We start from the raw sequence: 25,446 nt of genomic DNA, 5'->3' as shown, positions 1-25,446 counted from the left end.
TGCGCCCAGCGCAGAATACGCTATTTTCACAAGCAGAAAAAGGAGAAGCCGCATGGAAAAGACTTCATCACCCTTGAGCGAAGCGCAGATGCTATCGATCATTCGCGATGGCCTGCCTCGGACAACACAACCGAAAAAGGTTTTGATCGCAGGCGCTGGCATCGCCGGTCTGGTAGCCGGCTCGCTGCTGAAACAAGCCGGGCATCATGTCACGATCGTGGAAGCCTCGGAACGAGTAGGAGGGAGAGTGCTTACGCTGCGCGCCCCTTTTACAGACGGGCACTACGTGGAAGCAGGAGCGATGCGCATTCCGAACACTCACTTGTTGACGATGGCGTATATAGCCAAATTCGGCCTGCCACTCAACGAGTTCATCAACAGTACGCCGAACGATCTCATTTACGTAAACGGGATCAAAACACGCCGCCGTCTGTACGAGCAAAATCCTGATCTGTTGCACTTTCCCGTCGCTCCGCACGAAAAAGGCAAGTCAGCCGATGCCCTTGCCCTCATGGCCATCCGGCCGCTTATCGATTTCATCAAAAAACATCCCGCCAAGCATTGGCCCATCGTCATCAAGGAATACGACCGCTACTCGATGGAATACTTTTTGCGCCACAATCCGATCAGCACGTCGCTCTCAGCCGCTGCCGTCGACAAAATCAAAGTGATGAGCGGCTTCGAAGGATTCCCGGAGCTGTCTTTTCTGGAGATTTTCCGCGATTTCATCCTGTTCGATACGCCCACCCGCTTTTATGAGATCACGGGTGGATTCGACTTGCTTCCCCAATCGTTTGCCCCCTCCCTGAACGAACGTATCCGCTTCCATCACAAAGTGGACCGAATCAGCCAAAAAGGGCAGCAAATCGCCTTTTCCGGGGTGGACACCGCCACACGAACGCCGTTTGAGCTGACAGGCGACATCGCGATTATTACGATTCCGTTTCCGGTCCTGCAATTTATCGACGTCGAGCCGTCGAACCTGTTTTCTTTTGGCAAATGGAAAGCCATCCACCAGTTGCACTACGTCTCGTCGACGAAGATCGCCTTGCAATTTTCCCGCCGCTTTTGGGAAGAGGCTGGTCTGTACGGCGGGCAAGCGATCTCAGACCTGCCTTTGCGCTTTTCCTACTTTCCAAGCCATGGATTTGACCAGTCTGGCGGAGTCGTTCTGGCGAGCTACACGTGGGAAGACGATGCGCTCCCCTGGCTTTGTCTGTCCCATGACGAAAAAATTTGGCAAGCGCTGCGCCAGCTTGCGGTCCTGTTCGGCGAGCAAGTCTACAAGACGTTTGTGACCGGAGTTACCCATCATTGGCTGCTGCAACCTTACGCGGGTGGCGGCTTCGCCCTGTTCAAGCCGTTTCAGGAGACGGAGCTGTCGGCAGCCTTGACCTCGATGGAAGGACCGATCATTTTCGCCGGAGAGCATACTTCGCCCGCTTATCACGGCTGGATTCAAGGCGCGATCGAGTCGGGAGTGCGCGCGGCTGTGCAGGGACATCACTCGCGCATCGGCGATTTCTAAATGTCTGAGACGAAAAGCTCGATCAGACCATTTCCTTCTGCCGTTCATCCACCTGCACTCGCACACTGCCCGTCAAAAGCTTTTGCATCAGCTCTTTTTTGATCGCGATGAGCTGTGTTTGTTTGGCCTTTTCCATCGCAAGCTTTGCGAGCACGCTTTTGATCCCGGCCACGATTTTGTGCTGTTCGGTGAGGTTCGGCAAAGGAATCAGGAGCGTCTCCACCCGTTTCAGACCGAGCTTGGGCACTCCCGTCACGCCTTTTAACGCGGCAATCTGTTTCTGGCAAAGCTCCGAGCCAAGGGCAAACATCAAAAAATCAAGGTCGATCCGGTCGGAGGTCGGGGTGATCTTGGCCGCATTTTCTGTCAAAAGAGCGCCGTCCAGACAGTCGGGAACACGGCCCGCCACTCCGAGGTAAATGCCCGCGATCGACAAGTACATATCTTGCTTGGAGATCGTGTAGCGCTTGATTTTGCCGTAAATTTCTTCGCTCACGTATTTGAGCTGTTTTTGGCTCACGGTATAATCGCGAAAATCGGACACGCGGATGTACGGATACGGAGTCTGCTCTTCCAGCAGGCTGTAGCCTTTGGGCACTCTTTTCCCGCCCTTGACTCTGGCAATCTCCTGGAGCTTGACCAGCGACCAGTCCGCCGGGATCGTTCCCAACTCGGTTTGCCGGAAAGAAGTGTGACCGATTCCACGCGTAAACAGCTGCTGCATCAGCCCTCTTTTCACGACCTCGACTTGTTCGATCATCGCTTCTGTCTTCTCGATCACCCCATCTACTGCGGCGAGAATGGAGGCGATTTTTTGCTGTTCAGCCAACGGCGGATACCAAACCGGAATGGATTCAAGCTGCTTCGTGCTGATATTGAGCTGGGCCACGCCAGCCGCCATCGTCCACACTTGATCGCGAAACCACTTGGAGGTCACCACGTATTTCAAATATTCGCTGTGCAGCAACGAGCTGTCTTTTATTTGCAACCTGCCCACCCGCTGGTTCAATAGCGCGGGGAGGTCGGTCGCTTTGACCTCGGCAAAGTTTTCGATACTGCCTGACATGCCGAGCAGCAGATCACCCGGTTTCAGCAAATACGCCGAGTGCCCAGCCAGAGCAGTCTCGTCCATACATTTGGCCTGTGTCAAGTCCAGGCGGCCGTTCTTCATGTTGCTCATCCGCACGACGGGAACCCCTTCGTCCACGAACGCAGCGGAGGGGAAAGGATAACCGCCCTGGACATGCACAGCCCAGCCGAGCGGCCCTTTTTTCCACTCAGGCATCATATCCCAACTCCTTTAAAAAGCCGAGCATTCTGCCCTCGATCTCGCTGCGTTCTTCCTCCAGCCTGCGCAGCTTGACAAGCGCTGCCCCCACATCAATCTGCGCCTCCTGCTCGGACGAATCGATGTAGCGTGCCAAATTCAAATTATAGTCATTTGCCTGAATTTCGCTGTCGTGGACCAGCCTGCAATACTTCTCGATGTCCACCCCGCGTTCGTAAGCAGACACGATGCTCTCCACGTCGGAATCGCGCAAAAAGTTTTGGTTTTTTCCTTCGTGATAGCCTCCGGTGGCATTCAGGAAAAAGACATGCTGCCTTTTCGCCGCTTCTTTGTTCTTGTTCAACAGCAAAATGCAAGCCGGGATTCCCGTGCCGTAAAACAAATTCGGCGGAAGGGCGATCACCGCTTCCACCAGGTCTTCTGCCAAAAGTCCTTTGCGGATGGCCGCTTCTGCACCGCTGCGAAACAACACCCCGTTTGGCACGACGACGCCTGCCTTGCCGTTTGGGTTGAGCGTTGCGACCATGTGCTGGACGAAGGCGAGATCGCCTTTGTCTTTGGGCGGAATCCCGAAGCGAAAGCGGGACAGTTTATCTGCCTTCGCTTCTTCCTGCCCCCAGTTGCTCAGGCTAAACGGCGGGTTGGCGATCACCCGGTCGTATAAAATCAGCTCTCCGTCTGCAAGCAGCTTCGGCTCGCGAATCGTATCGCCTTTTTCAATCCGGTGGTCGCACAAGCCATGCAACAGCAAATTCATCTTGCCAATCGCCCACGTCTTCAGATTGCGCTCTTGTCCATGCAGCGCGATACGGCGCGGATTGCCGCCTTTTGCCCGGATGTAGTCGGCCGTTTGAATCAGCATCCCGCCAGACCCTGCCGTCGGGTCACACACGCGCATGCCTTCCTCCGGTTTGATCAGCTTGACGATCAACTCTACCACTTTGCTCGGCGTGTAAAACTCCCCGCCCTTTTTTCCCGCATCGTCTGCAAACTGTCTGATCAAATATTCGTACGCCCGTCCCAGCATATCCGGCTCGGTCAGACTGGCGTTTCCTAAAGAAATCGCAGAAAAGTGCTTGATCAGCTGCTGCAACAGCCGGTCGGGCAAACGTTCGGAATCGTTGTAATCGATCGTCGCCAGCACCCCGGAAAGCGTGGCGTTTTCCTGTTCCAATGCCGCCAGCGCTTCGTTGATTGCCTCGCCGATCCCTTCCGTCACGCTCTGGATTCGCTGCCAGCGAGAGCTTGCCGGAACGACAAACTGGTGAGTGTCATGCTCTGCCTGCCGCGCCTCCTCGCCTGTTGTTGGCGCAATATGCACCTGGCTTTCCTCAAACACATCGTTCAGACGCTTCAGAAAAAGCAGTCCGAAAATATAGTTTTTATAGTCAGCGGAGTCGATGCTTCCGCGCAAAATATTGGCTGACTCCCACAGGTGAGACTCCAGTTGCGATAGCGTTAGTTTGGACATGCTGACCTCCCGATTTACCATAAAGAACCACTATTCATTCATAGTGGTTCCCTGTCCTCGCATGAGCATAAAAGGGATGAGTTCTGTTGCTCGATTTTCACTTTAGCCGATTTTCCCTATGTTTACTAGCGAACACATTTTGAAAACAGGATCTCAGAAGAGTTTCGTACCGAGCACTACATAGCCTCCTGCCAAAAACCAGAGAACGTTGACGATTTCCATGATCCCGACTGTTTTGACAGGCAGTTTGACTTTTTTCGCCGCGATCGCCATTTTGACGATGCCTGGAACAAAAATCAGGCTGAAAAGCGCAGGAACTGGCAACACCAAGGGCAGTGCGAGCAAAAGCAGATGATAGACGATGCCGACGCTTTGAAACATCCGGTTGTTCTTTTCGCGGAACACGGCTTTCACGAAAAAGACGCTCCCTGTGAAATACGCCACGTTCAACGCCATCGCTGTGAGCAGTTCCTGCATGGGAGCGCCTCCGCCAAGCGCAGCGGAGACAGGCAGCAGCATCGTCAATCCGACGATTCCGAGCAAATCGTTGAGAAAATGCCGCTCCTGCTTGCTGCGGATAAACCAGATGCTGCCCGCGGCGCAGATTCCCATCACGACGAGCGGCCAAAAGGCCAGCGCGTTATGCAGCAGCGGATAGGCCAAACATATGGCGGCCACTCCTCCGAATACGAGCAAGGTGCGCAGCACTTGACGCGCGAGCTTTGGCTGCCGCATCAAGACCAGTGCCGCGTTGACCGCGATAAAGCCGCAGAGCAAGCCCGGTCCGGCCAGCAAATGCAAAACATTGTTTTCCACCAGAAATACGCCGAACAAGTACGGCACGACAAACATGGCCCAGACACCGTGTTCGCGGGGCATTACCAGGGAAGCCCCGCCTCTTTTTCCGTTCGCCACCTTTGTTACACCCCTCTTCCTGTTTCTTTCACGGCTTCCATGATCGCCGCTTTTTTCGCCTGATCCAGCACATGCTCTGCCATCGGAAACAGCAGCTTTTCTTCTTTATGAAAATGATCGTGCAAAAGTCGGTACAGCGTCGTCGTGACTTCGCGCAGTCTCGTCGTTTCGCGCCCGGCACATTGGCAACATACGGTTTCTTCGCGCAATTTGCTCAGCTGGCTGACAAGCTGGCGGTGCTCCTCCATCATCATCTGGACAGGCTGCGCCGTGTACCCCAGCGACTCCGTCAAGGCGACAAACAATAGCTCCTCTTCCCGTCTGTGATGCTCCTGCAAGCTGTCCACCAGCTGTGCGATTGTCAGCCGAAACTCTTCCACCGTTTGCGCGCTCATGATTCGGCTTTGATAGACGAGCTGTTTCAGCTTTTCCATCGATTGCTCCAAGCTTGCGTGCTCCGAAGAAAACAAATGACCAAGCCGCTCTTCTCCATCCGTTTGTTGACCGTTCATACGGGTCCCTCCCCCGCCGCTTTCTCAAAGACCTCTTTTAAGTGCCTTACAAGCTGTGAACACCCTTACAATTGGAGTATAAGACGCTAGGAAAAAAAAGCCAACCTATCATGCAACGGTTGACTTCATTTGGCAAAAGTGATCGTGTACTTGAGTTTTCCCCTGCGATCAAGTGCGGTGAGCACGATCGCGTCCTTTTCCAGCGCGAATCCAACTTCTTCTTGAACCGGAACAGCGAGAAACTGGCAATGGTTAAAATACAGGCGAACATGCTCACCTTCTTCTGTAAACTCCCATTTCGCCAAATGTCTCTCGATGATCGGGGCTGGTTGAAGCTCTGCATCTTCCGCCAAGTCTGTAATGCCGATTCGCATGCGAGCGTTTGTCAGCTGTGACAGCTGCTGGTCGAGCATCAACTTATTCATGGCTGCGCCCCTCTTTTCGATAAAGAAATACCGCCAGCGGAAACAGCAGCAGATTGACGACGGAAAGCCCAATCACTTCTTCATATCGCGCAAAGTAAAACAGGTTGACGGTATATTGGGTGCAGATCAGGTTGGCAAACAGCACGAGACAAAGCAGCAGTACCCCGCGATAGCTACGCTTCATACGGCTTCACCCCAATCGCGTATATCACGCCATGTTCAACCGCCAGCTCGATTTCCGGAAGCGGTCGGCGCGGCGGGCCCGCCAGCGGATTTCCTGTCTCGACATCAAATTTGCCATGATGGCACGGGCAGAGCAGCTCATGATTTTCCTTGCTCCAGAACACCGGGCATTTCAGATGGGTGCAAGCGTTTTGATAAGCTTTGTACTCGCCTTCCCGAACACAGACGAGAAGGGCGCTGTCATGCGTTCCCGGATAGGCAAACTCCTTGGCATCCCCTGCTCGCAATGCAGCCACTTCCGCAATTTTTTGCCTCGGCTGCTCGCCTGCTTCCCCATGCAGCAGCTTCTGGGCCGCCATCGCTCCCCACGGGAGAGTGGAGACGGCGAACAATCCGGCAGCACCGACCAGCGTTTTCATAAAGCCCCGCCGATCGAGACTCCGCTCGTTCGACTTGACGATGTTGTGGGTATACGTATCATTCCGATCGGATCGTGGTTGTTTCTCTTCGTTCATGCTGCAGACCTCCTTCGACTAGAAAAGCTTCTGCACCCCTTGCAAAATACCGGGCAGACTGATTTTTACGTTCGTCTCGCTCTCCAGCGGCTCCAGGCTTTGACTGGCGATCCATTTGCCGCCTGCGAGCCGATGCGCGGATTGTTTCTCGGCAAGCTCGCTCTCCGTTAGCCACTGGAGCGTATTGGTCGGACAAACCGAAGCGCACATCGGCGGGATTCCATCTTTGGTCCGGTCGTAGCACAGATCGCATTTGTACATCAGGTTTTGCTCCTGATCAAACTTGGGAATCCCGTACGGGCAAGCAATCGTGCAGTTTTGACAGCCAATGCACTTCTCTACGAGCGCCGAGAGCACTGCACCAGTGTCGGCGATTTGGATCGCTTGCGCCGGACAGCTTCGCGCACAAGCGGGATTGACACAGTGCAGGCACATGAGCGGGATCGTCTGACGCGTTTGCATCGGATCGACATCCATGACGTAGTTGCGATTTCGGCTGTCGTGTCCGCCGCATTGCGTGCAGGCAGCCAGGCAACTGCGACAGCCGATGCAGTTGTCCATTTCGATGTAGAGCAGTTGTTTAGCCATGCTGCCGTTCCTCCTCTTCGAGCTTGACGATCTCGGCTGCGCACGCCTTAAATTCCGGCATTTTGCTGTACGGATCAAGGGCAGGGTTCGTGAGCAAATTGATCGATTCATGCTTGCCCCAGTGGTACGGGACAAACACTGTATCCGGCCGGATCGCCGCGATGACTTTTACTTGGTATACCGCTTCGCCCCGTCTTGTCTTCAGCAAAACCTTTTCGCCGTGGGCGATTCCGTATTTTTGCGCGGTATCAGGATGCACTTCCAACAGCGGGTCCGGGTACATGTCACGCAAAAACGGGATTCGCCTTGTCTGGTTCCCTGACAGGTAGTGATAGACGACGCGGCCTGTCGTCAGGCGCAGCGGATACTCTTCATCCGGTTCTTCGGCTGGCGGACGATAAGGCAGCGCACAAATTTTCGCCTTGCCGTCCGGATGGTAAAACGTTTTGTCGAGAAACAAATGCGGCTGTCCCGGGTCTTGTTCATCCCTGCACGGCCAGAACACGCCTTGCCGCTCTTCGATTTTCTCGTAAGTAATTCCGTAGTAGTCAGCGGTGCCGCCTTGGGAAACGCGGCGCAGTTCATCGAAAATTTCACGCGGCCCGCTCAGATGCTCGAAATATTGACCGCGGCCCATCCGCTTGGCAATTTCAATCTGTATCCACCAATCCGGCCTGGACTCGGCATACCAGCTTTGGGCCTGGCGATGGCGGATGACGCGCCCTTCCAGATTCGTCGTGGTGCCATCGTCCTCCGCCCAGCTTGTCGTCGGCAGCACGACATCCGCATACTCAGCCGATTCCGATAGGTAAAAGTCCGAACAGACCATAAAATCGAGGCTTTTCAGAGCTTCCCGGACGTAGTTCAGATTGGGGGCACTGACCGCCGGGTTGGAACAGAGCAAGTACATCCCGCGAATCGTCTTGTTGTGCATCAGTTCAAACATTTCGTAGGCAGATACGCCTTTTTGCGGCATCTCCGCCACGGGAATCCCCCAGGCGCAAGCCACTTCCTGCACGTGCTGCGGATTATCCATTTTCCGATAGCCAGGCAGCTGATCTGCCTTTTGACCGTGTTCCCGTCCTCCCTGGCCGTTGCCCTGCCCGGTAAAGGTCGCCACGCCTGATTTCGGACGGCCGATCTTGCCCGTCGCAAGCGCCAGATTTGTATAGGCCGATACGTTATCCGTTCCTTTGGATTGCTGTTCGACACCCCGACAAAACATCACGATTGCCTCAGGTGCCTTGCCGTAAATCTCGGCTGCGCGAATGATTTTTTCCTGCGCAATTCCTGTAATCTCGCTGACGACCTCAGGTGTATACATTTCGACTAACGCTTTTGTTTCGGCAAAGCCATTGGTGTGATTGTGAATAAATGCCTCGTCGATAGCGCCATTTTCGATCAAAAGGTGCAGCAGTCCGTTCGCCAATGCGAGGTCTGTCCCTGGCCGCAAATCGAGGTGGACGTCAGCGCGGCGGGCAAGCGGTGTCTCACGCGGGTCCACTACAATCAAGTAGCCGCCGCGATTTTGCACTTCCCAAATCCGAAACATGCTGGTCGGATGGCATTCCGCCGCATTGGAACCGGCAATCAGCAAACAATCGGTTTGGTGAATATCTGTCCACGGGACGGTTGAGCCACGGTCGATGCCAAAGCTGCGGTTAAACCCGGCAGCTGCTGACGACATGCAAAACCGCCCGTTGTAATCGATATATCGCGTTTGCAGCCCCACGCGGGCGAATTTGCCTGTCAAGTAACATTTTTCGTTCGTCATCGAAACTCCGGAGTAGACTGACAGCGTATCTTTGCCGTATGCTTCCTGCAATTCCGTGAATCGGCTTGCAATGAAAGTGAGCGCTTCGTCCCAGGACACCTCTTCGAAGCCTTCCGCCGTTCCTTTCCATGCCGGATTGCGGCGGATGAGCGGCCTTTTGATCCTGTCAGGATGGTTGACCTGCTGATAAGCGGTAACCCCTTTTGGGCACATTTTGCCTAAATTGACGGGGAAGTCGTAACGCGGCTCTACCCCGATAATCGTATTCGTTCTCGTATCGACACGCAGGTTCATCCCGCACTGCATGCCGCAATAGCTGCAATGCGTGCTGACCAGCTTTTCTCCCGGATGGAGCTTGTTTTGGATCTCCTTGAAAAATTTATCCTTTTGCATGCTGGTTCGCCTCTTTCTCCGATCGGTGATGGGTAGGAATCCCGGTAAAACGGAAGATGCGATATTTTCTGCGACAAGGCAGGCACAACTCCGCAAGATGGAAGCCTTCTGCCGTTTCGAAGCGAATCTGGTTTTCCTGCAAGACGTCGATCACGTCACCAGACTGCTCGGCGGACACAAACTGCTCTCCGCACACCTTGCAATGCTTCATTTCCTGCTCGGCATAATGCTCGCGATAATTGCGGGCGAAGACGCTCATCGGCCGGAACGGAATGTGCGCCAGCTTGCCAAAGGGCAAATAAATCAAGGTGACGATGACGGAAAACTGATGGATCATGCTCATCACCGGATGGCCGAAGCCGTGGAGAAACAGGTTGCTCACCGTCAAAAGCAAGCCGGTGATGCTGATGAACAGAAGCAGATAGAGCGGCAAGAAATCGTACAGAAAACTTTGCTCCGCACGGGCCTGCCAGTTTTTCAAGCGGCGGTACAGCGCCATGCACACTCCTGCGATCACCATGAACGCCGTAATGTTAAGCGCGTTGTAGAACAAAAAGGCAATCCAGCCATCCGCTTTGACTTGCAAAAGATCAATGCCCATCCCGACGACGGTGTAGGTGCCGTTATCCCCCATGGTGAAGTACATCCAGCCGAAGACGAGCGGAAATGTCACCAGTGCCGAGAGAATGCAGCCCCAGCCAAGCAGGATGTGCTGGGTCCAGCGATACCAGCCGCGATTCCAGATAAAGCGGTAGGTCGCCAGATGATCCACTGCCGTTTGCGGTGTGCTTTTGCGCAGCAACAGCCGCAACCCTTTTTTCAGGATAATGTTCGTTGGCGGTCGGTCAGCCCAAGCCGAGAACCGATAAAGAAACCCGCCGATGAACACGACTGTTCCCACCATGTAACCGTACAAGGCAAAATCCATGTGGGTAAAAAAACGAGAACCTAGGTACGAAGCCAAAAACAACACACAGACTGTATAGAAAGCCCTTCTGGCCACTTTGGACGCAAATGCCCGCTCCATGCGAACAACCTCCTCTGGTACAAAGCTTTGTCGATCGTTGGCTTTATTGTAACAAGGCCGCTGGCGCTCCAAAGTGACATACCTCACACCTGCATGCGATCGCCCAGAAGATGACACGCCTTTGTCAAAATCTCCGTGCTATAATGGGGCAGCAGGTTATGCGAGAGCAGAGCGGCAAGGAAAGCAGAGGTGCAACGATTCATGAAAAGTCTCACGTTTATTGAGCAGGTTTCTCCTGCTTTTGTTCATCAATTGGCACAAATCGGCACGAAGAAAAAAATGTCCCCTACAGAGTCCGTCCTGTTTATCGATGGGGAAGTTGCAGATAAGTTGTACTTGCTGGAATCAGGACAAATCAAGCTGACCAAAGCGACAGCCGACGGCAAGGAATTGACCTTGCAAGTATTTGGGCCAGGCGAGCTGGTCGGAATGGTCGGGCTTTTTGAGTCAGGCGTTACTTATACGTCTACAGCGACCATGCACGAGCCGGGCGAGGTCAACGTCATCCAGCGGAGCGCACTGGAGAAGCTGCTCTTGGAAAACGGTGAGTTTTGCGTCGACTTTTTGCGCTGGATGGCCATCATGAACCGGAGAATCCAATCCAAGTTCCGCGACTTGCTGTTGAACGGCAAAATCGGAGCCTTTTACTCCACGCTGATCCGCATGAGCAATACGTACGGAGAAGAACGAGAGGACGGCATTCTCATCAAGCTTTCTCTCACCAATCGCGATCTTGCCCAATTCATCGGCCTCACCCGCGAAAGCGTCAACCGGATGCTCGCCGATTTGAAAAAGCTGGATGTCATCGAGATCATGCCGCACGGATACCTGTTGATCAAAGATGTGGAGTATTTGAAAGAAGCAATCTGTTGTGACGATTGCCCGCCGGAAATTTGCCAAATGTAACAACGAACGCTGCACCGTTTGTCTCCTCCAAGCAGGAGAGCGCGTGCAGCGTTTTTTTGTATAAAAAAGACAGCCACGCGAACATGGCTGCCTTTTTTTCTAGCTGGTCGCAGAAACTGCCGGATTGCCTGGTTGAAGCTGTTGTGGTGTCAACTCGGTAAACATGCCTGCGTAATACTGGACGTCTCCCGCTTCATCCCGGATCGAGCTGATCGTCAGCCATTGGCGATAAACCTCGCCGCTCTTGCGCCTGTTCCAGATTTCGCCCTGCCAAAAGCCTGTGGCGGCAATCTGCTGCCACATCTGCTGGTAGAAGCCAGGTTCCTGCATCCCGGATTTTAACAGCTTCGGATTTTTGCCGACCACTTCATGACGCTCGTAGCCCGTCACCGCAGAAAAAGCGGGATTTACATCGCGGATGATCCCTTTCGTATCGGTGATGACGATGGCTTCTCCCGTGTTGTCGACGATCGTTTTGGCCAACTGCATTTTTTCCTGATAGTACATCCAGAAGACGAGGATCAGACTGGCTAACGCTACCTCGGACAAGGCCATGAACCCGATAGCGTAGTGACCTGTAAGGCTAAATAATAGCGAGAGAATCAATGGCGGGAAAAATCCGCCAAGCCCGCCCATCGCGGAAACGATCCCGTTGACGATCCCGGCTTGCTTGGAAAAGTAGTACGGAACCATTTTGAAAATCGTCCCGTTCCCGATTCCCGCGCAGACAGCAATCGCCAGGCACCCGATCGAATACAGCTGCAACGACGGCGAGAACGACAGAACGACCCCGAACAAGCTCAGTCCGGCAAAGACCACCATTAACACCTTCAAAGCATTGAAGCGATCTCCGAGCCAGCCTCCCAGCGGCCGGGCGATGGTGGCCAGCGCAATGAATCCGGCTGTCCGCATGCCCGCGTCTATTTTATCCAACCCGAAGCTGCTGACGAGAAAGTTTGGCAAATAGACGGTAAAAGCGACGAACGAGCCAAACGTAATAAAGTAAAACAGGCTGAGAAACCACAGCTTTTCATTTCGGTAAACCCCTTTGATCTGCTCCATCACGGGAGTCTTAACCCGCGTTTCTTTACGGTCGCCCCAGACGAAGTTAAGGAGTGCAAACAGCACGAGCAACCCCAGATAAAGCTTCACAGTGCCCGACCAGCCAATCTGCTTCGCCACGATGGGCGCGAAAAACGTGGAGAGCGCGGTCCCGGCATTGCCTACTCCGTAAATGCCGTTGACGAAGCCGTGCTTTTCCTTCGGATAATATTTGGGCAAGGAAGTCACGCCTACCGAGAAGATCGCGCCGCCAATCCCCAGAAAAAACCCTCCGATCATCAAATCCGCCGCCGAACGTGCTTCACTTATGTAGTACACAGGCACGAGCAGCAGAAGAAAGCTGACGGTAAACAGCAGTCTCGCCCCGAAGCGATTCGTATAATAGCCAATCGGAATACGCAACAAGGAGCCTAGCAAGACAGGTATCGCCGTAATCCAGGCGATTTGTCCTGCTGACAATTGCAATTCCTCTTTCATAAACGGCATCAAAGAAGACAAGATGACCCAGACCATGAATCCAGCAACGAGGCTGAATGTTTGCAAGGGTAGCTGAATTTTGCGAACCATCTATCACCACTCCTTTTCGTTAGGAAAAAAACGGAGTCGGCCAGACGAGGATGTTTCTGTGTCAGGCCGAACTCCCAATGCTCATCCCCCTTTTTACCTTATCCTCATCCTCGACGCTTCGTTGTGAGGAAAATCACAATCGCGCTCATTCACAAAATCGTTTGGAACCGTGTGATCGTACGCACAGTCAATCCAGCTTGTCTTGACCTATGCTTGGGGCACGACTGAGTTCGAGGTGACATGAGATGATGACAATTGCCGATATACAAGATGTCTTTTTTCTATGCGGCTTTCCCTATTACAAGCAGCTGTCGATCCAGGGACAGCAGGCAGACTGTACGTTTTACAGCATCCATTCCGACTATCGGAAAAAGGTGGTTCTCCAGCTGACAAGCAAGGCGGAGCTTCAACACCAGATTGCCCTGGAAGTCATCAAGTTTTGGGCGCACGATTTGAAAGCACTTGAAGAGCAATTCATCGAGCACAGCTTGGTTGACTAGAGGGCTTGCCTTCGCTGTGCTCACAAGCGCTCTGGGTGTTGCGGCGCGATTTTTTCCAGAAGCTCCTGTTTTTCCTCTTCATTCAGCAGCTTTTGAGCCATGGGAAACAGCACTTGCTCTTCTTTTTGAAAATGCTGGAGCAAAACCTCGACAGCGCTTTGCAAATAGTCAGGGAACCCATCCTCCAAAAAGCGGTTCAGAAAGCGTTTCGCCTGTTCGTGCTCGTATTCCATCACGGCAATAGGCCCCGCCTCCCTCCCGACATACTTGGCCATCATCGTAAACAATACGTCTTCTTCCTTCGCGGAGTGAGGCTCAAGCTCGGCAATAAAGGCGTTTGCGTTCGTTTGCAGTTCCGTTAGCAATTCTTCTTTGCGAATCGCGTCGGCAGCCACAAACTGTGTGGCAAGTCGCTGAAGTTCCACCATTTTTTCCACGAGCGGACCGTGTTCTGTTTTCAGTTGGGTTAAAGCGGCACAAAGAGCGTTTTCTTCCGGAGTCATTCCCATGGAACATCCAAACGGCATCATGCTTCCCCTCCCTTTTCTTTTCACAAATCTACTGTAATGGAAAAGAGGGAGAGACGCTGTTAAGTACGTCACACCTTCCCCCTTGCGCCCCCTCCTTTTTTCGGCAAACAAAGAAAAATGACCGCCCCACAAGGGACAGCCATCTTTTCCTGCCATTAATGCACGCCGAGCATTTCTTTCATGTCTTCTTGCGCATCGCCAATCAATTTGATCCGGAACAAATCTTGAAGGACGTTGAGCACGCCTGGCTGGATAAACTCCGGCAGCTTGGGACCGATTCGGATATCTTGAATGCCCAGGCTGAACAATCCGAGCAAAATTGCGACGGCCTTTTGCTCAAACCAGGAGAGGACGATGCTCACAGGCAATTCATTGACCCCGCAGCCAAACGCTTCTGCCAGCGCTGTCGCGATCTTGACTGTAGAACCGGAATTGTTGCACTGCCCCAGGTCGATGTAGCGCGGAATATTGGTGCCCGGAACGACGCCGTAATCCACATCGTTGAAGCGGAACTTGCCACAGGAAGTCGTCAGGATGACGGTTTCTGGCGGCAAGGAAGTAGCCAATTCCCGATAGTAGTCGCCGCCTTTGCCTGGCGCATCACATCCGGCGATGACGAAAAAGCGTTTGATCTGCCCAGCCTTGACGGCATCGATGATTTCCGGCGCGATTCCCAATACCGTCTCGTGATGAAACCCGGTCGTCAGCGTCTGCTCCGATTCGATATGGGCTTTTGGCAAGGCAAGCGCGCGTTCGATGAGTGGCGTAAAATCGTCGTGTTCAATTTTGGTCACGCCCTCAAGCCCCGTAATATCGTAGGAGAAGAAGCGGTCCGCATAAGTGCCTTTGATCGGCATCACACAGTTGGTCGTCGCCAGGATCGCCCCCGGAAACTCTTCAAACAATCTCCGTTGGTCAAACCACGCTTTGCCGATATTGCCTTTCAGATGCGGGTACTTCTTCAGTTCGGGATAACCGTGCGCTGGCAGCATCTCCGAGTGGGTGTATATATTGATGCCTTTGCCTGCGGTCTGCTCCAACAATTCCCGCAGCGCAAACAGATTGTGCCCGGTCACAACGATGCAGTGTCCCTCGATTTTGTTCTGGGAGACGGTAATCGGCTCTGGAATGCCAAAGCGATCTGTGTGCGCCTTGTCCAGCAATTCCATCACTTTGATGGCTGCGCCCCCGACTTTCATTGCCATTTGCAAGTGTTCCTCTAAGTTAAAGTTAACGTTTGTCAGCGTGAAATATAAAGCTTCCTGCGTGATCCCATCCACTTCCGGATCGATGTACCCCAATTGTCTCGCATGTGTCGCATAGGCGGCGATTCCTTTCAGGGCAAAAATGATCGTGTCCTGGATGCTCGCCAATTCCTCGTTTTTGCCACATACGCCGATTACCTTGCAGCCGCCCGTCGGTGTTTGCTCACATTGATAACAAAACATCTTTATTTCCTCCTCTGTGTTGGCTGATCTTCCTCTTGATCATACGGCGGCTGCGACTTGGGCGTGGTGATAAACATCACACTTTCGGATGCTTTGAAAAAATCAGCTTCTTCACGACAAAAACCCGCCAAAGCGTTTGGCGGGCTTGTCTTTTCCACGTGAATGGAGCCGTGTTACTCCACTGTATCGAGAATCGTCTGAATCTCGCGCAAGCTCACGATTTCGTGCACAGGGGCGATATCCCCCGCCAAAGTCGCGCCGTGCCGATTGATCCACATGTTGCGCATGCCGACTGCATTCGAGCCTTGAATATCCGTCGTCAGCTTGTCGCCGATCATGACGCCCTCTTCCGCTGTAATGCCCAGCAGGCTCATCGCATGTTCAAAAATTTCCGCCGCGGGCTTGCCTCGTCCAAAATCGCCGGAGATGACGATATGGTCGAAATAAGCGGCGAGGTTTGGCACGCCAGCCAGCTTTTCCTTTTGCAAGTCAGGCGAACCGTTTGTGAGCAGCAACAGCTTGTACTTCGCTTTCAACTGGTCCAGCACTTCGAACGTTTCTTCATAGACGATCGGGCGGCTTCTCCGCTCAGCGACGAACAGCTCTCCCAGTTTGTGTCCAAGCGCCTCGTCTTCTATGCCAAGCGCACGCAGGCCGCGCGTCCAGGCTTCCTTCCGATACGTCGGAACGAACGATTGCAGTTGGCGAAATTCCTGCTGCTTGCCTTCTGCAAATTGCGCCCACAGCCCTTCGAACGGGTTAATGCCAATCATTTTCGTAAAAGGAAATGATTCAAACGCTTCGTACATCGCCCGTGCTTCCTGGCGCACGGCCGCTTCCAGACGTTCCCCGTCCAGCTCGTAATGCTTGGCAGCTTCCGCGCAAGTCGCCTGAAACGCCTCTTTTACACTGCGCTCATCCCACAGTAACGTATCGTCCAGATCAAATAAAACCGCTTTGATTGCCATTTCTCTCGGTCTCCTTCTCCTGCTCGTCATCTGTCTCTCCCTCTATGATTACGGAAATCGGCTGTTTTATCAACAGACTTCTGCGAAAAATCAGCCGAAGCTTCCTACAAGCTGTCAGGCTGTTCCTGTTCCTCCGCCGCAATCGGCAAGACGGTCGAAGATTTGATCTCTCGCAGCGACAGGTTCGTCTGCAACCGGGAAATGCCCAGTCGGTTCAGCTTGCGGATGAAGCTGTCCAACCCTTTGCGATCCTTGATGGCGACCTTGAGCAAGTAATCGTACTCCCCGGTTAAACAGTGGCATTCCAGCACCTCCGGCATGGAACGCAGGGCGCTCTCCAGCGTCTCCAGCTCCTTTTCCTGGTGAATGTTCGTGCTGATAAACACGAAGCACAAAAGGTCGAAGCCGAGCTTCTCCTGATCCAAAATCGCCACTTGCCGATTGATATAGCCTTCCGCTTCCAGACGCTTCACCCGGGTATGCGTCGCGGGAGGCGACAAACTCACTCTCCGCGCCAGTTCGGCATTGCTGATCGTCGCATCTTTTTGCAACACATCCAGGATGTGAATGTCGACCTGATCCAGCACCTTGCTTACAAATGCTTCCATGCGGTTACCACCCTCTTTTCATTCTTCCAAAAACGCCAAAGATTCCTTGTCTGTAACGAATGAAATTTCCTGTACAGATACTTTACGTGAGTTTTATTTCGAATTTTCCTTATTATACAGAATCTTATTTTGAATGTTCAACAAAAATGTTATGTTCATTAACAAGCTGATTCCAAACGACACCGTTCATGAAAAAGGGGCTATTTGCTATGCCAAATCGTTATGTACTGTTGCTATTGCTCACCAGCCTGTTGTGGGGCGGAAACTTCGTCCTGGGAAAATCGCTCGTCGGGCACGCTTCCCCGCTTACGTTGACCAGCCTGCGCTGGCTAATTGCGATCGTGTGTCTGTTGCCAATGGTCTGGTGGAAAGAAAAAAAGCTTTTGCCGCCAAAAGCAGCCGTGCTGCCGCTCGTACTGATGGGGGTTACAGGTGTCGTCCTCTTCAATCTGTTTCAATTTCTTGCGCTGGAGAGGACAACTGCGACGAATGTCGGACTGATTTCGACGTTAAACATGATCTCGATTGCGCTGTTTTCTTTTCTCTTTCTGAAGGAACGAATCAACATGTTCCAAATCGGTTGCATGGTTTTCTTGCTCGCAGGCGTGCTGCTCGTCTTGTCCAAAGGCAATGCCGACTACTTGCTCTCCCTGCGGTTCAACTCGGGTGATTTGTGGATGCTGGCCGCTGTTGGCGTCTGGGGCGTGTACTCGATTTGCAGCAAATGGGCCATGACGAAGACGACTCCGATGATGTCGATTCTTTACTCGGCTGTTTTCGGCCTGGTGATCCTCCTGCCTTTTAACCTGGCTGACTTCGCCGTATCTGATTGGAATGGCTCGTTTGTCGGCTCGCTTTTGTATACCGGGGTCATCTCCACGGTCGTGTGCATGGTGCTGTGGAACATCGGAGTGCAAAAGCTGGGCGCGACTACTTCCGGCCTTTTCCTCAATTTCAATCCGATCTTCACTTCAATCTTGGCGTTCCTGTTTCTCGGCGAGCAGATGACGTGGATTCAAGGAGTGGGCAGCAGCATCGTGATTGCGGGATGCTTTCTGTTTTCATATGGCAAAACGAAAGCAAAAGCAGTGGCGACCAGCCAGTTGACCGCCCGGCAAACGTAAACACGAAAAAACCGACCCAGTTTTAACGGCAGGTCGGTTTTTATGCTTTTGCCTTCCCCCAAAGCTCCTGGCCGCAACGACTCGTTTACATCCGCGACCAGACATCTTTGGCGTATCGGCCTTCCGCTTGCAGCTGCTCAAGCCACGCTTGCGCCTCCGCCGGGTCCGCGCCACGGACGCGCTGGTAAATCCGCAACACAGTCGCTTCCACATCCGGCGCCATATGCGTACCATCCCCGCACACATACAAGCGCCCTCTGTTATCGAGCAAGTCGACCAAGTACACGTCATCTTGTTCGAGCAGGTGCTGGACGTACGTTTTGACCATGCCGGAAGAGCGGGAAAAAGCCGTATGCAAGGTGACGATGCCGTCTCTTTGGTATTGCTCCAGCTCCTCGCGGTACAAAAAGTCCAGTTCGTTTCGGCAGCCAAAATAAAGGTGGGCTTCGCCAAGCGGCACTCCTTGTTCTTTCAAAGCAGCTCTCGCTTGCAAAAACCCGCGAAACGGTGCGATCCCGGTTCCCGGACCGACCATGACGATCGGCAGCAGCGGATTTTCTGGCAGCTGGAAGCCCGACTCGGGAGTACGGACGAACATCCATATTTTTTCTCCGGCGCTGCGCTCTGCCAAAAAGGTAGAAGCTACTCCGTGGTATTGCCCCTGGCCGCTCCAGGCAGGCCCGTTCACTACTGCCACTGTCAAGCTGGCCTGATCTTCCCAGTGCATCGGAGAGCTGGAGATCGAGTAATACCTGGGCCTTAGCGGCGGCAGCAAATCCAGGAACTTGGCAAAAGGCAATTCGCAAGCCTCGTACTTTTCGAGCAATTCGAGCATCGTGAGCCGCTTTTTCAACACCTGCTCGGCGTAGACCGTCTCATCCAGCAGCGCTTCCAGCTCCCGCTTGTGCGGAGGGCACACCGTGCAGGCGGCCAGCGCTCGCAACTGGGCGCGGGTAGCTGCTTCCTGCACCTCGACGCTCGTCGACAGCAGATCGCGCAAGCTGACGGGACGATCCAAAGGGAGATGGACGGCGCTTCGCCCGTGAACGCGCAAAATCAACTGCTCCGTGCCTTGCAAACGGAATCGGCGCAAAATCCGCTCGACGATCTCCGGACGATTGTTCGGCAAGATGCCGATGTGGTCGCCCTCCTGATAGATGACTCCCGCTGGCAAGGCAAGCTCGATGTGCCGCGTGCTGCGACCGCTGCCTGGCTGTTGCAGTTCGCGGTTCGCCAGCACAGTCGCCTGGACGCAATCATACGCCTCCGCCAGCGGAACGGTTGGATGTCCTGCCACAAACTGGACTTGCAGCTCCGGCTGCTCGCCTTCTGCCTGCTCTTCCCGTTGCAGGCCGAAAGCGTCCGTCAAGTCGTTCCACATCGTCTCGCGCCAATCGTCCACCTGTTTTTCAAAATCTCCGCCCGCATCGGCTTCCCCGCGCCCGGACAGTCGCGTGCCGCCCTTTTTCGCGAGCTGCTCGTCAATGAACACTGGGACACTTTGATACGTATTCGACCAGTTCCGATCCCCGCATCCGAGCACAGCGAACTGCACGCCCGCAAGCTCCCCCGGCTGCACCTGCTCCAGCCACTTGACGAAGCCGGCCGCATTTCGCGGAGGTCTGCCGTTGTAGGACGCGGTTACGATCAGAACAGCTCCTTTTGTCGGCAGCTTTCCCGCCCAGTCGTTGAGAACGCCTACTTCACTGGCAAAACCGTACTGGCGCGCCGCATCCGCCAGCTCGCGCGCTTTGCCTTCGGCCGTTCCGAGATTCGATCCGTACAGGACGAGCAGCGGAATAGCCGTGGCACCTACTGGCGTTTTCGCTGCTTGCGGCTTCACGGGAGCTTGTGCGTTTCCTGTTGCCTGCTCGCGGTGCTTGTCGGCAGGTACGCTCACTGCGCTTCTGTCTGTGCGCTGCCGGACGCGAATCGTAAAGCCATCCGGCTTGATCGTGAGCGTCTGCGCTACTTTCAACTGGTAGTTGGCGTAGTCGACCAACCGGAAATTTTGCAAAATCATCCCGAGCACGAGCGTCGCCTCATACAGCGCAAACTGCATGCCGATGCACGCACGCTCGCCGTTTCCAAACGGCTTGTAGGCATGATGCGGCACTTTTGCCGGATCGCTGAACCGCTCGGGACGGAACTCTTCCGCATCCTCGCCCCACGCATCCTTGTCCCGATGAAGCTGCGGCAAAATGACGCTGACCGTCTCACCTTTTTTGACCGGATACATCCCGCCGATTACCGTATCTTCCCTGGCGAACAAATCGAATCCGGGCGCGGTCGGCCACAGGCGCAAAGCTTCGTTCAGCACCAGCCGGATGTATTTGAGCTTTTGCACTTGCTCGTATTGCGGGATCGGCGTCGTCATCACCCGATCCACTTCCTCGTATGCCTTTTGCAGCACGCTCTCGTTTTTCAGCAAGTAGTACAGCGCAAAGGAAAGCAGTCCGCTCGTCGTCTCGTGTCCGGCGATCAAAAACGTAATGATCTGGTAACGAATATTCTCGTCGTCCAGCCCTTCGCCTGTCTCCGGATCTTTGCCATGGAGCATGCGTGCCAGCAAATCGGCTTCACCGCGATCTCCGTTCCGCTTTCTTTCCTCGATGATTTTGTCGACCAAGGAAAACATCGTCTGGATATCTTCCTGGAACTGCTGGCGCGTCTTCACCATCAACATATTCTGGATCGCGAGCCGCGAGCTTTTGTGCATCGCTTCGTTCAGCGCGCGCACCATGCTCTCGATAAACGGGCTGTGCTTTTCTTTGTAAAAACTGTTGAAGCGGTAGTTAAAGCCGCATATCCCGATCGTGTCGAGGGTGAGCCGGGTCATGTCGTCGGCCACGTCAATCGTCTCGTTTGGATTGAGTCGCGCCCACTTTTGCACCAGTTGCGAAGCGATATCGACCATCATGTCGTGGTAGCCCTTCATCGCTTGCTGGCTGAACGTCGGCAGCAAAATGTTGTGTGCCTTTCGCCAGTTCGGCTCGGTTGTCCGGCTCGTAAACAAGCCATCCCCTGCAAATACGCGCACATTTTCCAGCACTCCGCTGACTTCCTTGTCAAAGCGGGTAATGTCACATACTTCTGCCACCAGCTTGTGCCCTGTGACGATCAAAGTAGTGAAACCGGGAAGCGTAAGACGGTAGATCGGGCCGTATTCCTTCGCCAGATCGCCCATGGACAAAATCGGTTGACTTTGGTCGATAGACGGCAAATTGCCAAGTGGACCGTACGTTTTCGGTTGCGGAATCATGACTGCTTCGCTCACATGCAACATCCTCTCGCAATGAAATGGCCTTGCTTCCTGCCGGACGGCGATGACTTCGTTACCTGGCGCTTACCCCGTGAAACAATGTATCCGTGACCAGTTGCGCTGCCGGCCTTTTGGCGAGACGCCCATCCTGCACCTGCTGCCACGCAATGAAAACAAGCATGTACAGCGCATTCCAGACCCAATCCACGCTCATATCCTGGCGCACGATCCCTTTTTCCTGCAACAGGCGGATCGCGTAGCAAACCGGCTCTTTGAGCTTGTGCTCGGCCGCGATAATTTCCTCGCTGTAATAAAGCGTCGCGTCGTGCGTCAGGAAGTAAATTTTGTCGCCAAGCGGAATCAGCGCCTCGATCAGCGCCGGGATGTAGTCCTCCAGCTTTTCCTCATCGAGCGGGATTTGTCGCATGCTCTCCCCCACAACTTGAAGGGCACGCAGCCCCAACTGAAGCATCAGCTGCTCCCTGCTCTCGATGTACCGATGCAGCGTAGCGATGCCAATCCCCGCATATTCGGCGATTTCGTTCAGCGACGCTGTCGGCTTTTGAATCAACAACTCGGTAGCGGCATCCAAAATGGCGCGAAGCCGCGCTTCTTTTATGGCAGATCGGGGATGGTTCACTCGGCAGCCCTACTTTCTCATGCTCATGGTCGCACATTCATGCTTGTTTTTGATAGTTTTATCTATCATTCGATACAAATGTATATCAACTTCCAATTTCTTTCAACACAAGAACCGCATTGGTCACGGATTGTTCAAGAATCGGCTGGCTTGCAAACCGAACTGCTTCTTTGGAACTATTTGAGAAAAAAAGGATGAATTGTATACTGTTTCAAAACGAATCGAGGGGGGATTGTTCGTGAAATTCACGGATGCTCCAAAATGTTTTTCCTGCAATCAAGCCATCAAAATAAACGTGCACATTCGCCCGGTCGGAAACTCATCTACGTTCGGCACAATCGCTGAGGTGAGGCTTTTGAACAAAGTGGAGGGGGGAGAGGAAAAGCAGCTGTACCTGAGCGCCCGAGCTCAGTGCTACAATTACGCATGCCGAGCCGTCAACCTCTTTTACTACGTCGTCGGCGAGCAAAGCATGCGCTACCAACGGGTATTTCCCGCTTTCACAAGCGCAAACGGTTGATGCTGCTGCAATAAGCAAGCCCCACGTAAAAATCCCTGTCCGCGGATCACACCATGGACAGGGATTTTCTCGTCTTACTTCAACAAGTTTATCGTCGTAATAATAATCGGCATCGCAAACACGTCGATCAGGAAGGCCCCGACAATCGGCACGACCAGATAAGCTTTTCGCGATGGGCCGAAGCGCTCCGTCACTGCCGCCATATTCGCCATCGCATTCGGCGTGGCACCGAGGCCATGACCCGTAAAGCCCGCCACCATTACAGCCGCATCGTAGTTTTTGCCGAGCAAACGGAACAAAACGAAGATGCCGAACAAGACGATGAAGACCACTTGCACGAACACGATCACCAGCATCGGAAGCGCCAGGGCAGCTACTTCCCACAGCTTGATGCTCATCAGCGCCATGGACAAAAAGATTCCGAGTGTCACATCGCTGATCAGGTTGATGCTTTTCATATCAATCGCATCCGGTTTGAATTTGTCAACGACATTGCGAACGATGACAGCAACGAACATCGCTCCCACATAACCAGGCAAAACAAATCCCGTCGCCGTGGAAAACAGTCCGCCCAAGTATGTGCCCACCGCCATACAAAACGTGATCAGCAATACTTGCGTGAAAAAAGCGTTCGTGACGATAGGCTGCGCCGCCTCTTCCACGTTTTTCGCTGTGTCCTCCACTTCCGTCGGCTTCAGATTGTGCTTCGCAATCAAATACTTCACGGTCGGCCCGCCGACCAATCCCCCGGCTACAAGACCGAACGTAGCGGCAGCAATCCCGATCGCGAGTGCAGATGGAATCCCCAAATCTTCCACCGTTTGACCAAAAGCCGTCGCAGCACCGTGACCGCCTTCCATGGAAACGGCGCCAGCCATCATGCCGATGAGCGGGTGAATACCGAACAGCGAGGCCAGCGAAACACCGATCACATTTTGCGCCAAAGCCAAAAAGCCACAGGCAATCCAGTAAATGACGAGCAGCTTCCCGCCCAGCTTGATCAGCTTGAAACTCGCTCCCAGTCCCACCGTAGTGAAAAACGTGAGCATGAACAAGCTTTGCAAAGACGTGTCCAGGGAAATCTCCGCTGCCCCGCTCGCTTTCAACACTGTAGCGACAATCGCAAACAACAGCCCGCCGACCACGGGCGCCGGAATGCAAAATCGTTGCAGCAAGCTTGCTTTTTTCACCAGAAAGCTTCCCAAAACGAGCAAAGCGACAGACAGAAAAATGGTACTGACCTGATTAAGTGCGAGTGTCATTGTTGTCTCCTCCTAAAAATCCCGCGATGGCCTCGTTCGTCAAATAAGCACCTAGCTTCACCGTTTTCCCGTTTTCATCCAACAGCGGATTCACTTCACAAACATCGAAAGAAAGCGTTTTCTTATGAGCGGCAACGGTACGAATTAGACTGCGGACGATCAAAGGCGTCAAGCCAAAAGGCGATGGGGCACTCACTATTTCCCAACCAGCACACATGCAGCCGGAGTGCCACTTACTTTCATTTTCAAGAGGTGCAAGCTATGTTTTCCCCCATTATCAGTATCTTAATGAGCATCTGACTGTACAGAGAAGCAAAGCTTCGCAACGAGCCGCGAGTGCTTTGGGCGATTTCCGGGCTGCTCTTCTCTTTTTTGGCGATGGGTGTGTTTCACTTGAAATACGGGAATCGCACGCAAGGCATTGTCGCTTTGTTCTTCGGGATTGTTGTTTATTCTTTTTGGCTTGCGGATTTTGTGCGTGCATAACGCTTCTAATGCCAGTGGAGCAGCTCCCTGGTTTTTTCTTTTGTCTGTTTGTCTTTGGTCTGTTTGTTTCTGGCCTGTCCCAGCTTTTTCCCCCTGTCCAATCGCCCTTTGCCCACTCCCTGCTCTGCTCCGCTCCCCTCGCCTGCCGTTTCTGCCATGGCCGATCCGCTCTTTCTGTCCTCATGAAATGGACCAAGTCCCGCATACCTGAAAAAACCCCCGGATATCCCGGAGGCTGTTGACGGATGTACTGAAAAACGGCTGCGAAATGGTGTATTTACCAATCCGGCTTCCTTAATAGAGAACTTCCAAAACAAATTCATTCGATCGAAACAGCATTTCCAACGACTTTTCCTCAATCCTGACCCTGGCAATGAGTTCTTGCGGGTTGGCAAAGCATGCGGCATCCTCCGCGCCATATTGGCAAAAACAGCGGCCGTTTGGAGTATTCGTGATGGAGTAGCGCTTTTCTTTATACGTAAATTCCACTTCTCTGCCTTGGAACAAATCAAGCATAAATTGGTCGTATGTATAAGCCATAAGCGCCTCCGCGAAGATTAGTGCCTTTTCATGTGGATGCTTGTTTGTCATAAAAACAGCTTTTCGCTGCCGATTAAACTTGCTCTCGCGTCTCTTGCCCGCTTCGCCTGGTTGTTCACCTGCCGCTGCCTGTAACCAATCTCATCCAAACACGTACTTCATGGCGAAAGGAGCGCTCGGTATGTATGACTTTTTCTCTGCCATGTTTGTCGTCATCTTTCTCCTTGCCTGGGGTATAATCGTACAGGTCAGGTCGCTGCCGGTAAAATGGATGTGTCTCGTTGTCATGCTCCTGTTTTTGTGGGGGCTGACCGAGTTGCTGGACTATATGCATCCTTCAGCGCCGCACTACGAGTAGGCATCTTGTCTTACCACGGTTACGCCCCTCTGATCCATCCCCTCGA

26 protein-coding genes and 1 pseudogene are annotated in these 25,446 nt (G+C 53.4%); 6 read left to right on the top strand and 21 right to left on the bottom strand.

Annotated features, from left to right (window positions below; all coding sequences use genetic code 11):
• Nucleotides 1-52 precede the first annotated feature (52 nt).
• Nucleotides 53-1,528: a flavin monoamine oxidase family protein gene (locus tag EDM60_RS16025; protein WP_122964880.1), complete on the top strand. Its 1,476-nt coding sequence runs from the start codon at nt 53-55 to the stop codon at nt 1,526-1,528.
• A gap of 22 nt (nt 1,529-1,550) precedes the next feature.
• On the opposite strand, the gene EDM60_RS16020 is transcribed toward EDM60_RS16025, so the two are convergent.
• The 10 genes from EDM60_RS16020 to EDM60_RS15975 all read right to left on the bottom strand — a co-directional run bounded on the left by EDM60_RS16020 (nt 1,551) and on the right by EDM60_RS15975 (nt 10,619).
• Nucleotides 1,551-2,816: a restriction endonuclease subunit S gene (locus EDM60_RS16020; RefSeq protein ID WP_229049709.1), complete on the bottom strand. Its 1,266-nt coding sequence runs from the start codon at nt 2,814-2,816 to the stop codon at nt 1,551-1,553.
• Nucleotides 2,806-4,287, bottom strand: a complete 1,482-nt coding sequence (locus tag EDM60_RS16015; RefSeq protein WP_122964879.1) for a type I restriction-modification system subunit M — start codon at nt 4,285-4,287, stop codon at nt 2,806-2,808. The genes EDM60_RS16020 and EDM60_RS16015 overlap by 11 nt, the downstream gene beginning before the upstream one ends.
• A 153-nt stretch (nt 4,288-4,440) precedes the next feature.
• The gene (locus EDM60_RS16010; RefSeq protein ID WP_122964878.1) at nt 4,441-5,202 is read right to left on the bottom strand and encodes a YwiC-like family protein; all 762 of its coding nucleotides are present in this window, start codon (nt 5,200-5,202) and stop codon (nt 4,441-4,443) included.
• 5 nt (nt 5,203-5,207) lie between these two features.
• Nucleotides 5,208-5,714 carry a hemerythrin domain-containing protein gene (locus EDM60_RS16005; protein WP_122964877.1) on the bottom strand — a complete coding sequence of 169 codons (507 nt, stop codon included), beginning with the start codon at nt 5,712-5,714 and terminating at the stop codon, nt 5,208-5,210.
• 125 nt (nt 5,715-5,839) lie between these two features.
• Entirely contained in the window at nt 5,840-6,139 is a 300-nt protein-coding gene (locus EDM60_RS16000; protein ID WP_122964876.1) for a hypothetical protein, read from the bottom strand.
• Nucleotides 6,132-6,323: a hypothetical protein gene (locus EDM60_RS15995; RefSeq protein ID WP_122964875.1), complete on the bottom strand. Its 192-nt coding sequence runs from the start codon at nt 6,321-6,323 to the stop codon at nt 6,132-6,134. Before EDM60_RS15995 ends, EDM60_RS16000 begins: the two co-directional genes overlap by 8 nt.
• On the bottom strand, nt 6,313-6,837 hold the full coding sequence (locus EDM60_RS15990; protein WP_122964874.1) for a Rieske (2Fe-2S) protein: 525 nt from the start codon (nt 6,835-6,837) through the stop codon (nt 6,313-6,315). Before EDM60_RS15990 ends, EDM60_RS15995 begins: the two co-directional genes overlap by 11 nt.
• 18 nt (nt 6,838-6,855) lie before the next feature.
• The gene (locus EDM60_RS15985) at nt 6,856-7,425 is read right to left on the bottom strand and encodes a 4Fe-4S dicluster domain-containing protein (protein ID WP_122964873.1); all 570 of its coding nucleotides are present in this window, start codon (nt 7,423-7,425) and stop codon (nt 6,856-6,858) included.
• Nucleotides 7,418-9,592 carry a molybdopterin oxidoreductase family protein gene (locus EDM60_RS15980; RefSeq protein WP_122964872.1) on the bottom strand — a complete coding sequence of 725 codons (2,175 nt, stop codon included), beginning with the start codon at nt 9,590-9,592 and terminating at the stop codon, nt 7,418-7,420. The genes EDM60_RS15985 and EDM60_RS15980 overlap by 8 nt, the downstream gene beginning before the upstream one ends.
• Nucleotides 9,579-10,619 (bottom strand): hypothetical protein, encoded by a 1,041-nt coding sequence (locus tag EDM60_RS15975; protein ID WP_122964871.1) that lies wholly within the window; start codon nt 10,617-10,619, stop codon nt 9,579-9,581. The genes EDM60_RS15980 and EDM60_RS15975 overlap by 14 nt, the downstream gene beginning before the upstream one ends.
• A 201-nt stretch (nt 10,620-10,820) precedes the next feature.
• On the opposite strand from EDM60_RS15975, the gene EDM60_RS15970 reads away from it, so the two are divergent.
• Nucleotides 10,821-11,525 carry a Crp/Fnr family transcriptional regulator gene (locus EDM60_RS15970; protein ID WP_122964870.1) on the top strand — a complete coding sequence of 235 codons (705 nt, stop codon included), beginning with the start codon at nt 10,821-10,823 and terminating at the stop codon, nt 11,523-11,525.
• Nucleotides 11,526-11,624: 99 nt separating this feature from the next.
• Here the strand turns inward: EDM60_RS15970 and EDM60_RS15965 are convergent, their stop codons facing one another.
• A complete protein-coding gene (locus EDM60_RS15965) occupies nt 11,625-13,154 on the bottom strand; it encodes a nitrate/nitrite transporter (protein WP_122964869.1) in 1,530 nt (509 codons plus the stop codon).
• A gap of 245 nt (nt 13,155-13,399) precedes the next feature.
• Between EDM60_RS15965 and EDM60_RS15960 the strand changes: the two genes are divergently transcribed.
• A complete protein-coding gene (locus EDM60_RS15960; RefSeq protein WP_122964868.1) occupies nt 13,400-13,654 on the top strand; it encodes a hypothetical protein in 255 nt (84 codons plus the stop codon).
• A gap of 20 nt (nt 13,655-13,674) precedes the next feature.
• Here the strand turns inward: EDM60_RS15960 and EDM60_RS15955 are convergent, their stop codons facing one another.
• From EDM60_RS15955 to EDM60_RS15940, 4 genes are all read right to left on the bottom strand, one after another.
• Nucleotides 13,675-14,181, bottom strand: coding sequence for a hemerythrin domain-containing protein (locus tag EDM60_RS15955; protein ID WP_122965462.1), 507 nt, complete (start codon nt 14,179-14,181; stop codon nt 13,675-13,677).
• 158 nt (nt 14,182-14,339) lie between these two features.
• Nucleotides 14,340-15,632 carry a hydroxylamine reductase gene (hcp, locus tag EDM60_RS15950; protein ID WP_122964867.1) on the bottom strand — a complete coding sequence of 431 codons (1,293 nt, stop codon included), beginning with the start codon at nt 15,630-15,632 and terminating at the stop codon, nt 14,340-14,342.
• Nucleotides 15,633-15,805: 173 nt separating this feature from the next.
• A complete protein-coding gene (locus EDM60_RS15945) occupies nt 15,806-16,600 on the bottom strand; it encodes an HAD family hydrolase (RefSeq protein ID WP_122964866.1) in 795 nt (264 codons plus the stop codon).
• Nucleotides 16,601-16,704: 104 nt separating this feature from the next.
• Nucleotides 16,705-17,208: an Lrp/AsnC family transcriptional regulator gene (locus EDM60_RS15940; protein ID WP_122964865.1), complete on the bottom strand. Its 504-nt coding sequence runs from the start codon at nt 17,206-17,208 to the stop codon at nt 16,705-16,707.
• A gap of 209 nt (nt 17,209-17,417) precedes the next feature.
• Here EDM60_RS15940 and EDM60_RS15935 point away from each other — a divergent pair, with 209 nt between their 5' ends.
• The gene (locus EDM60_RS15935; protein WP_122964864.1) at nt 17,418-18,332 is read left to right on the top strand and encodes a DMT family transporter; all 915 of its coding nucleotides are present in this window, start codon (nt 17,418-17,420) and stop codon (nt 18,330-18,332) included.
• An 85-nt stretch (nt 18,333-18,417) separates the two neighbouring features.
• Here EDM60_RS15935 and EDM60_RS15930 read toward each other — a convergent pair whose 3' ends face one another.
• Complete coding sequence (locus tag EDM60_RS15930) at nt 18,418-21,618, bottom strand: bifunctional cytochrome P450/NADPH--P450 reductase (protein ID WP_208715216.1); 3,201 nt, start codon at nt 21,616-21,618, stop codon at nt 18,418-18,420.
• 49 nt (nt 21,619-21,667) lie between these two features.
• Nucleotides 21,668-22,234, bottom strand: a complete 567-nt coding sequence (locus EDM60_RS15925; protein ID WP_122964863.1) for a TetR/AcrR family transcriptional regulator — start codon at nt 22,232-22,234, stop codon at nt 21,668-21,670.
• 238 nt (nt 22,235-22,472) lie between these two features.
• Here EDM60_RS15925 and EDM60_RS15920 point away from each other — a divergent pair, with 238 nt between their 5' ends.
• On the top strand, nt 22,473-22,754 hold the full coding sequence (locus EDM60_RS15920; RefSeq protein ID WP_122964862.1) for a hypothetical protein: 282 nt from the start codon (nt 22,473-22,475) through the stop codon (nt 22,752-22,754).
• A gap of 74 nt (nt 22,755-22,828) precedes the next feature.
• On the opposite strand, the gene gltS is transcribed toward EDM60_RS15920, so the two are convergent.
• The 4 genes and pseudogenes from gltS to EDM60_RS15900 all read right to left on the bottom strand — a co-directional run bounded on the left by gltS (nt 22,829) and on the right by EDM60_RS15900 (nt 25,042).
• On the bottom strand, nt 22,829-24,016 hold the full coding sequence (gene gltS, locus EDM60_RS15915; RefSeq protein ID WP_122964861.1) for a sodium/glutamate symporter: 1,188 nt from the start codon (nt 24,014-24,016) through the stop codon (nt 22,829-22,831).
• Nucleotides 24,000-24,212 (bottom strand): annotated as a pseudogene (locus EDM60_RS15910) (arginase family protein); the annotation flags it as partial. The pseudogene EDM60_RS15910 and the gene gltS, both read right to left, overlap by 17 nt.
• Nucleotides 24,213-24,507: 295 nt before the next feature.
• Entirely contained in the window at nt 24,508-24,660 is a 153-nt protein-coding gene (locus EDM60_RS28690) for a hypothetical protein (protein ID WP_167470316.1), read from the bottom strand.
• A gap of 136 nt (nt 24,661-24,796) precedes the next feature.
• Entirely contained in the window at nt 24,797-25,042 is a 246-nt protein-coding gene (locus EDM60_RS15900; RefSeq protein WP_122964860.1) for a hypothetical protein, read from the bottom strand.
• 181 nt (nt 25,043-25,223) lie between these two features.
• On the opposite strand from EDM60_RS15900, the gene EDM60_RS28685 reads away from it, so the two are divergent.
• Entirely contained in the window at nt 25,224-25,400 is a 177-nt protein-coding gene (locus tag EDM60_RS28685; RefSeq protein WP_167470315.1) for a hypothetical protein, read from the top strand.
• Nucleotides 25,401-25,446 lie beyond the last annotated feature (46 nt).

The sequence above is a fragment of the Brevibacillus parabrevis genome (genome assembly GCF_003710905.1).
Classification (GTDB): domain Bacteria; phylum Bacillota; class Bacilli; order Brevibacillales; family Brevibacillaceae; genus Brevibacillus; species Brevibacillus parabrevis.
Note: the sequence above shows the minus strand (reverse complement) of the source record. Positions and strands in the feature narration are given on the sequence as shown.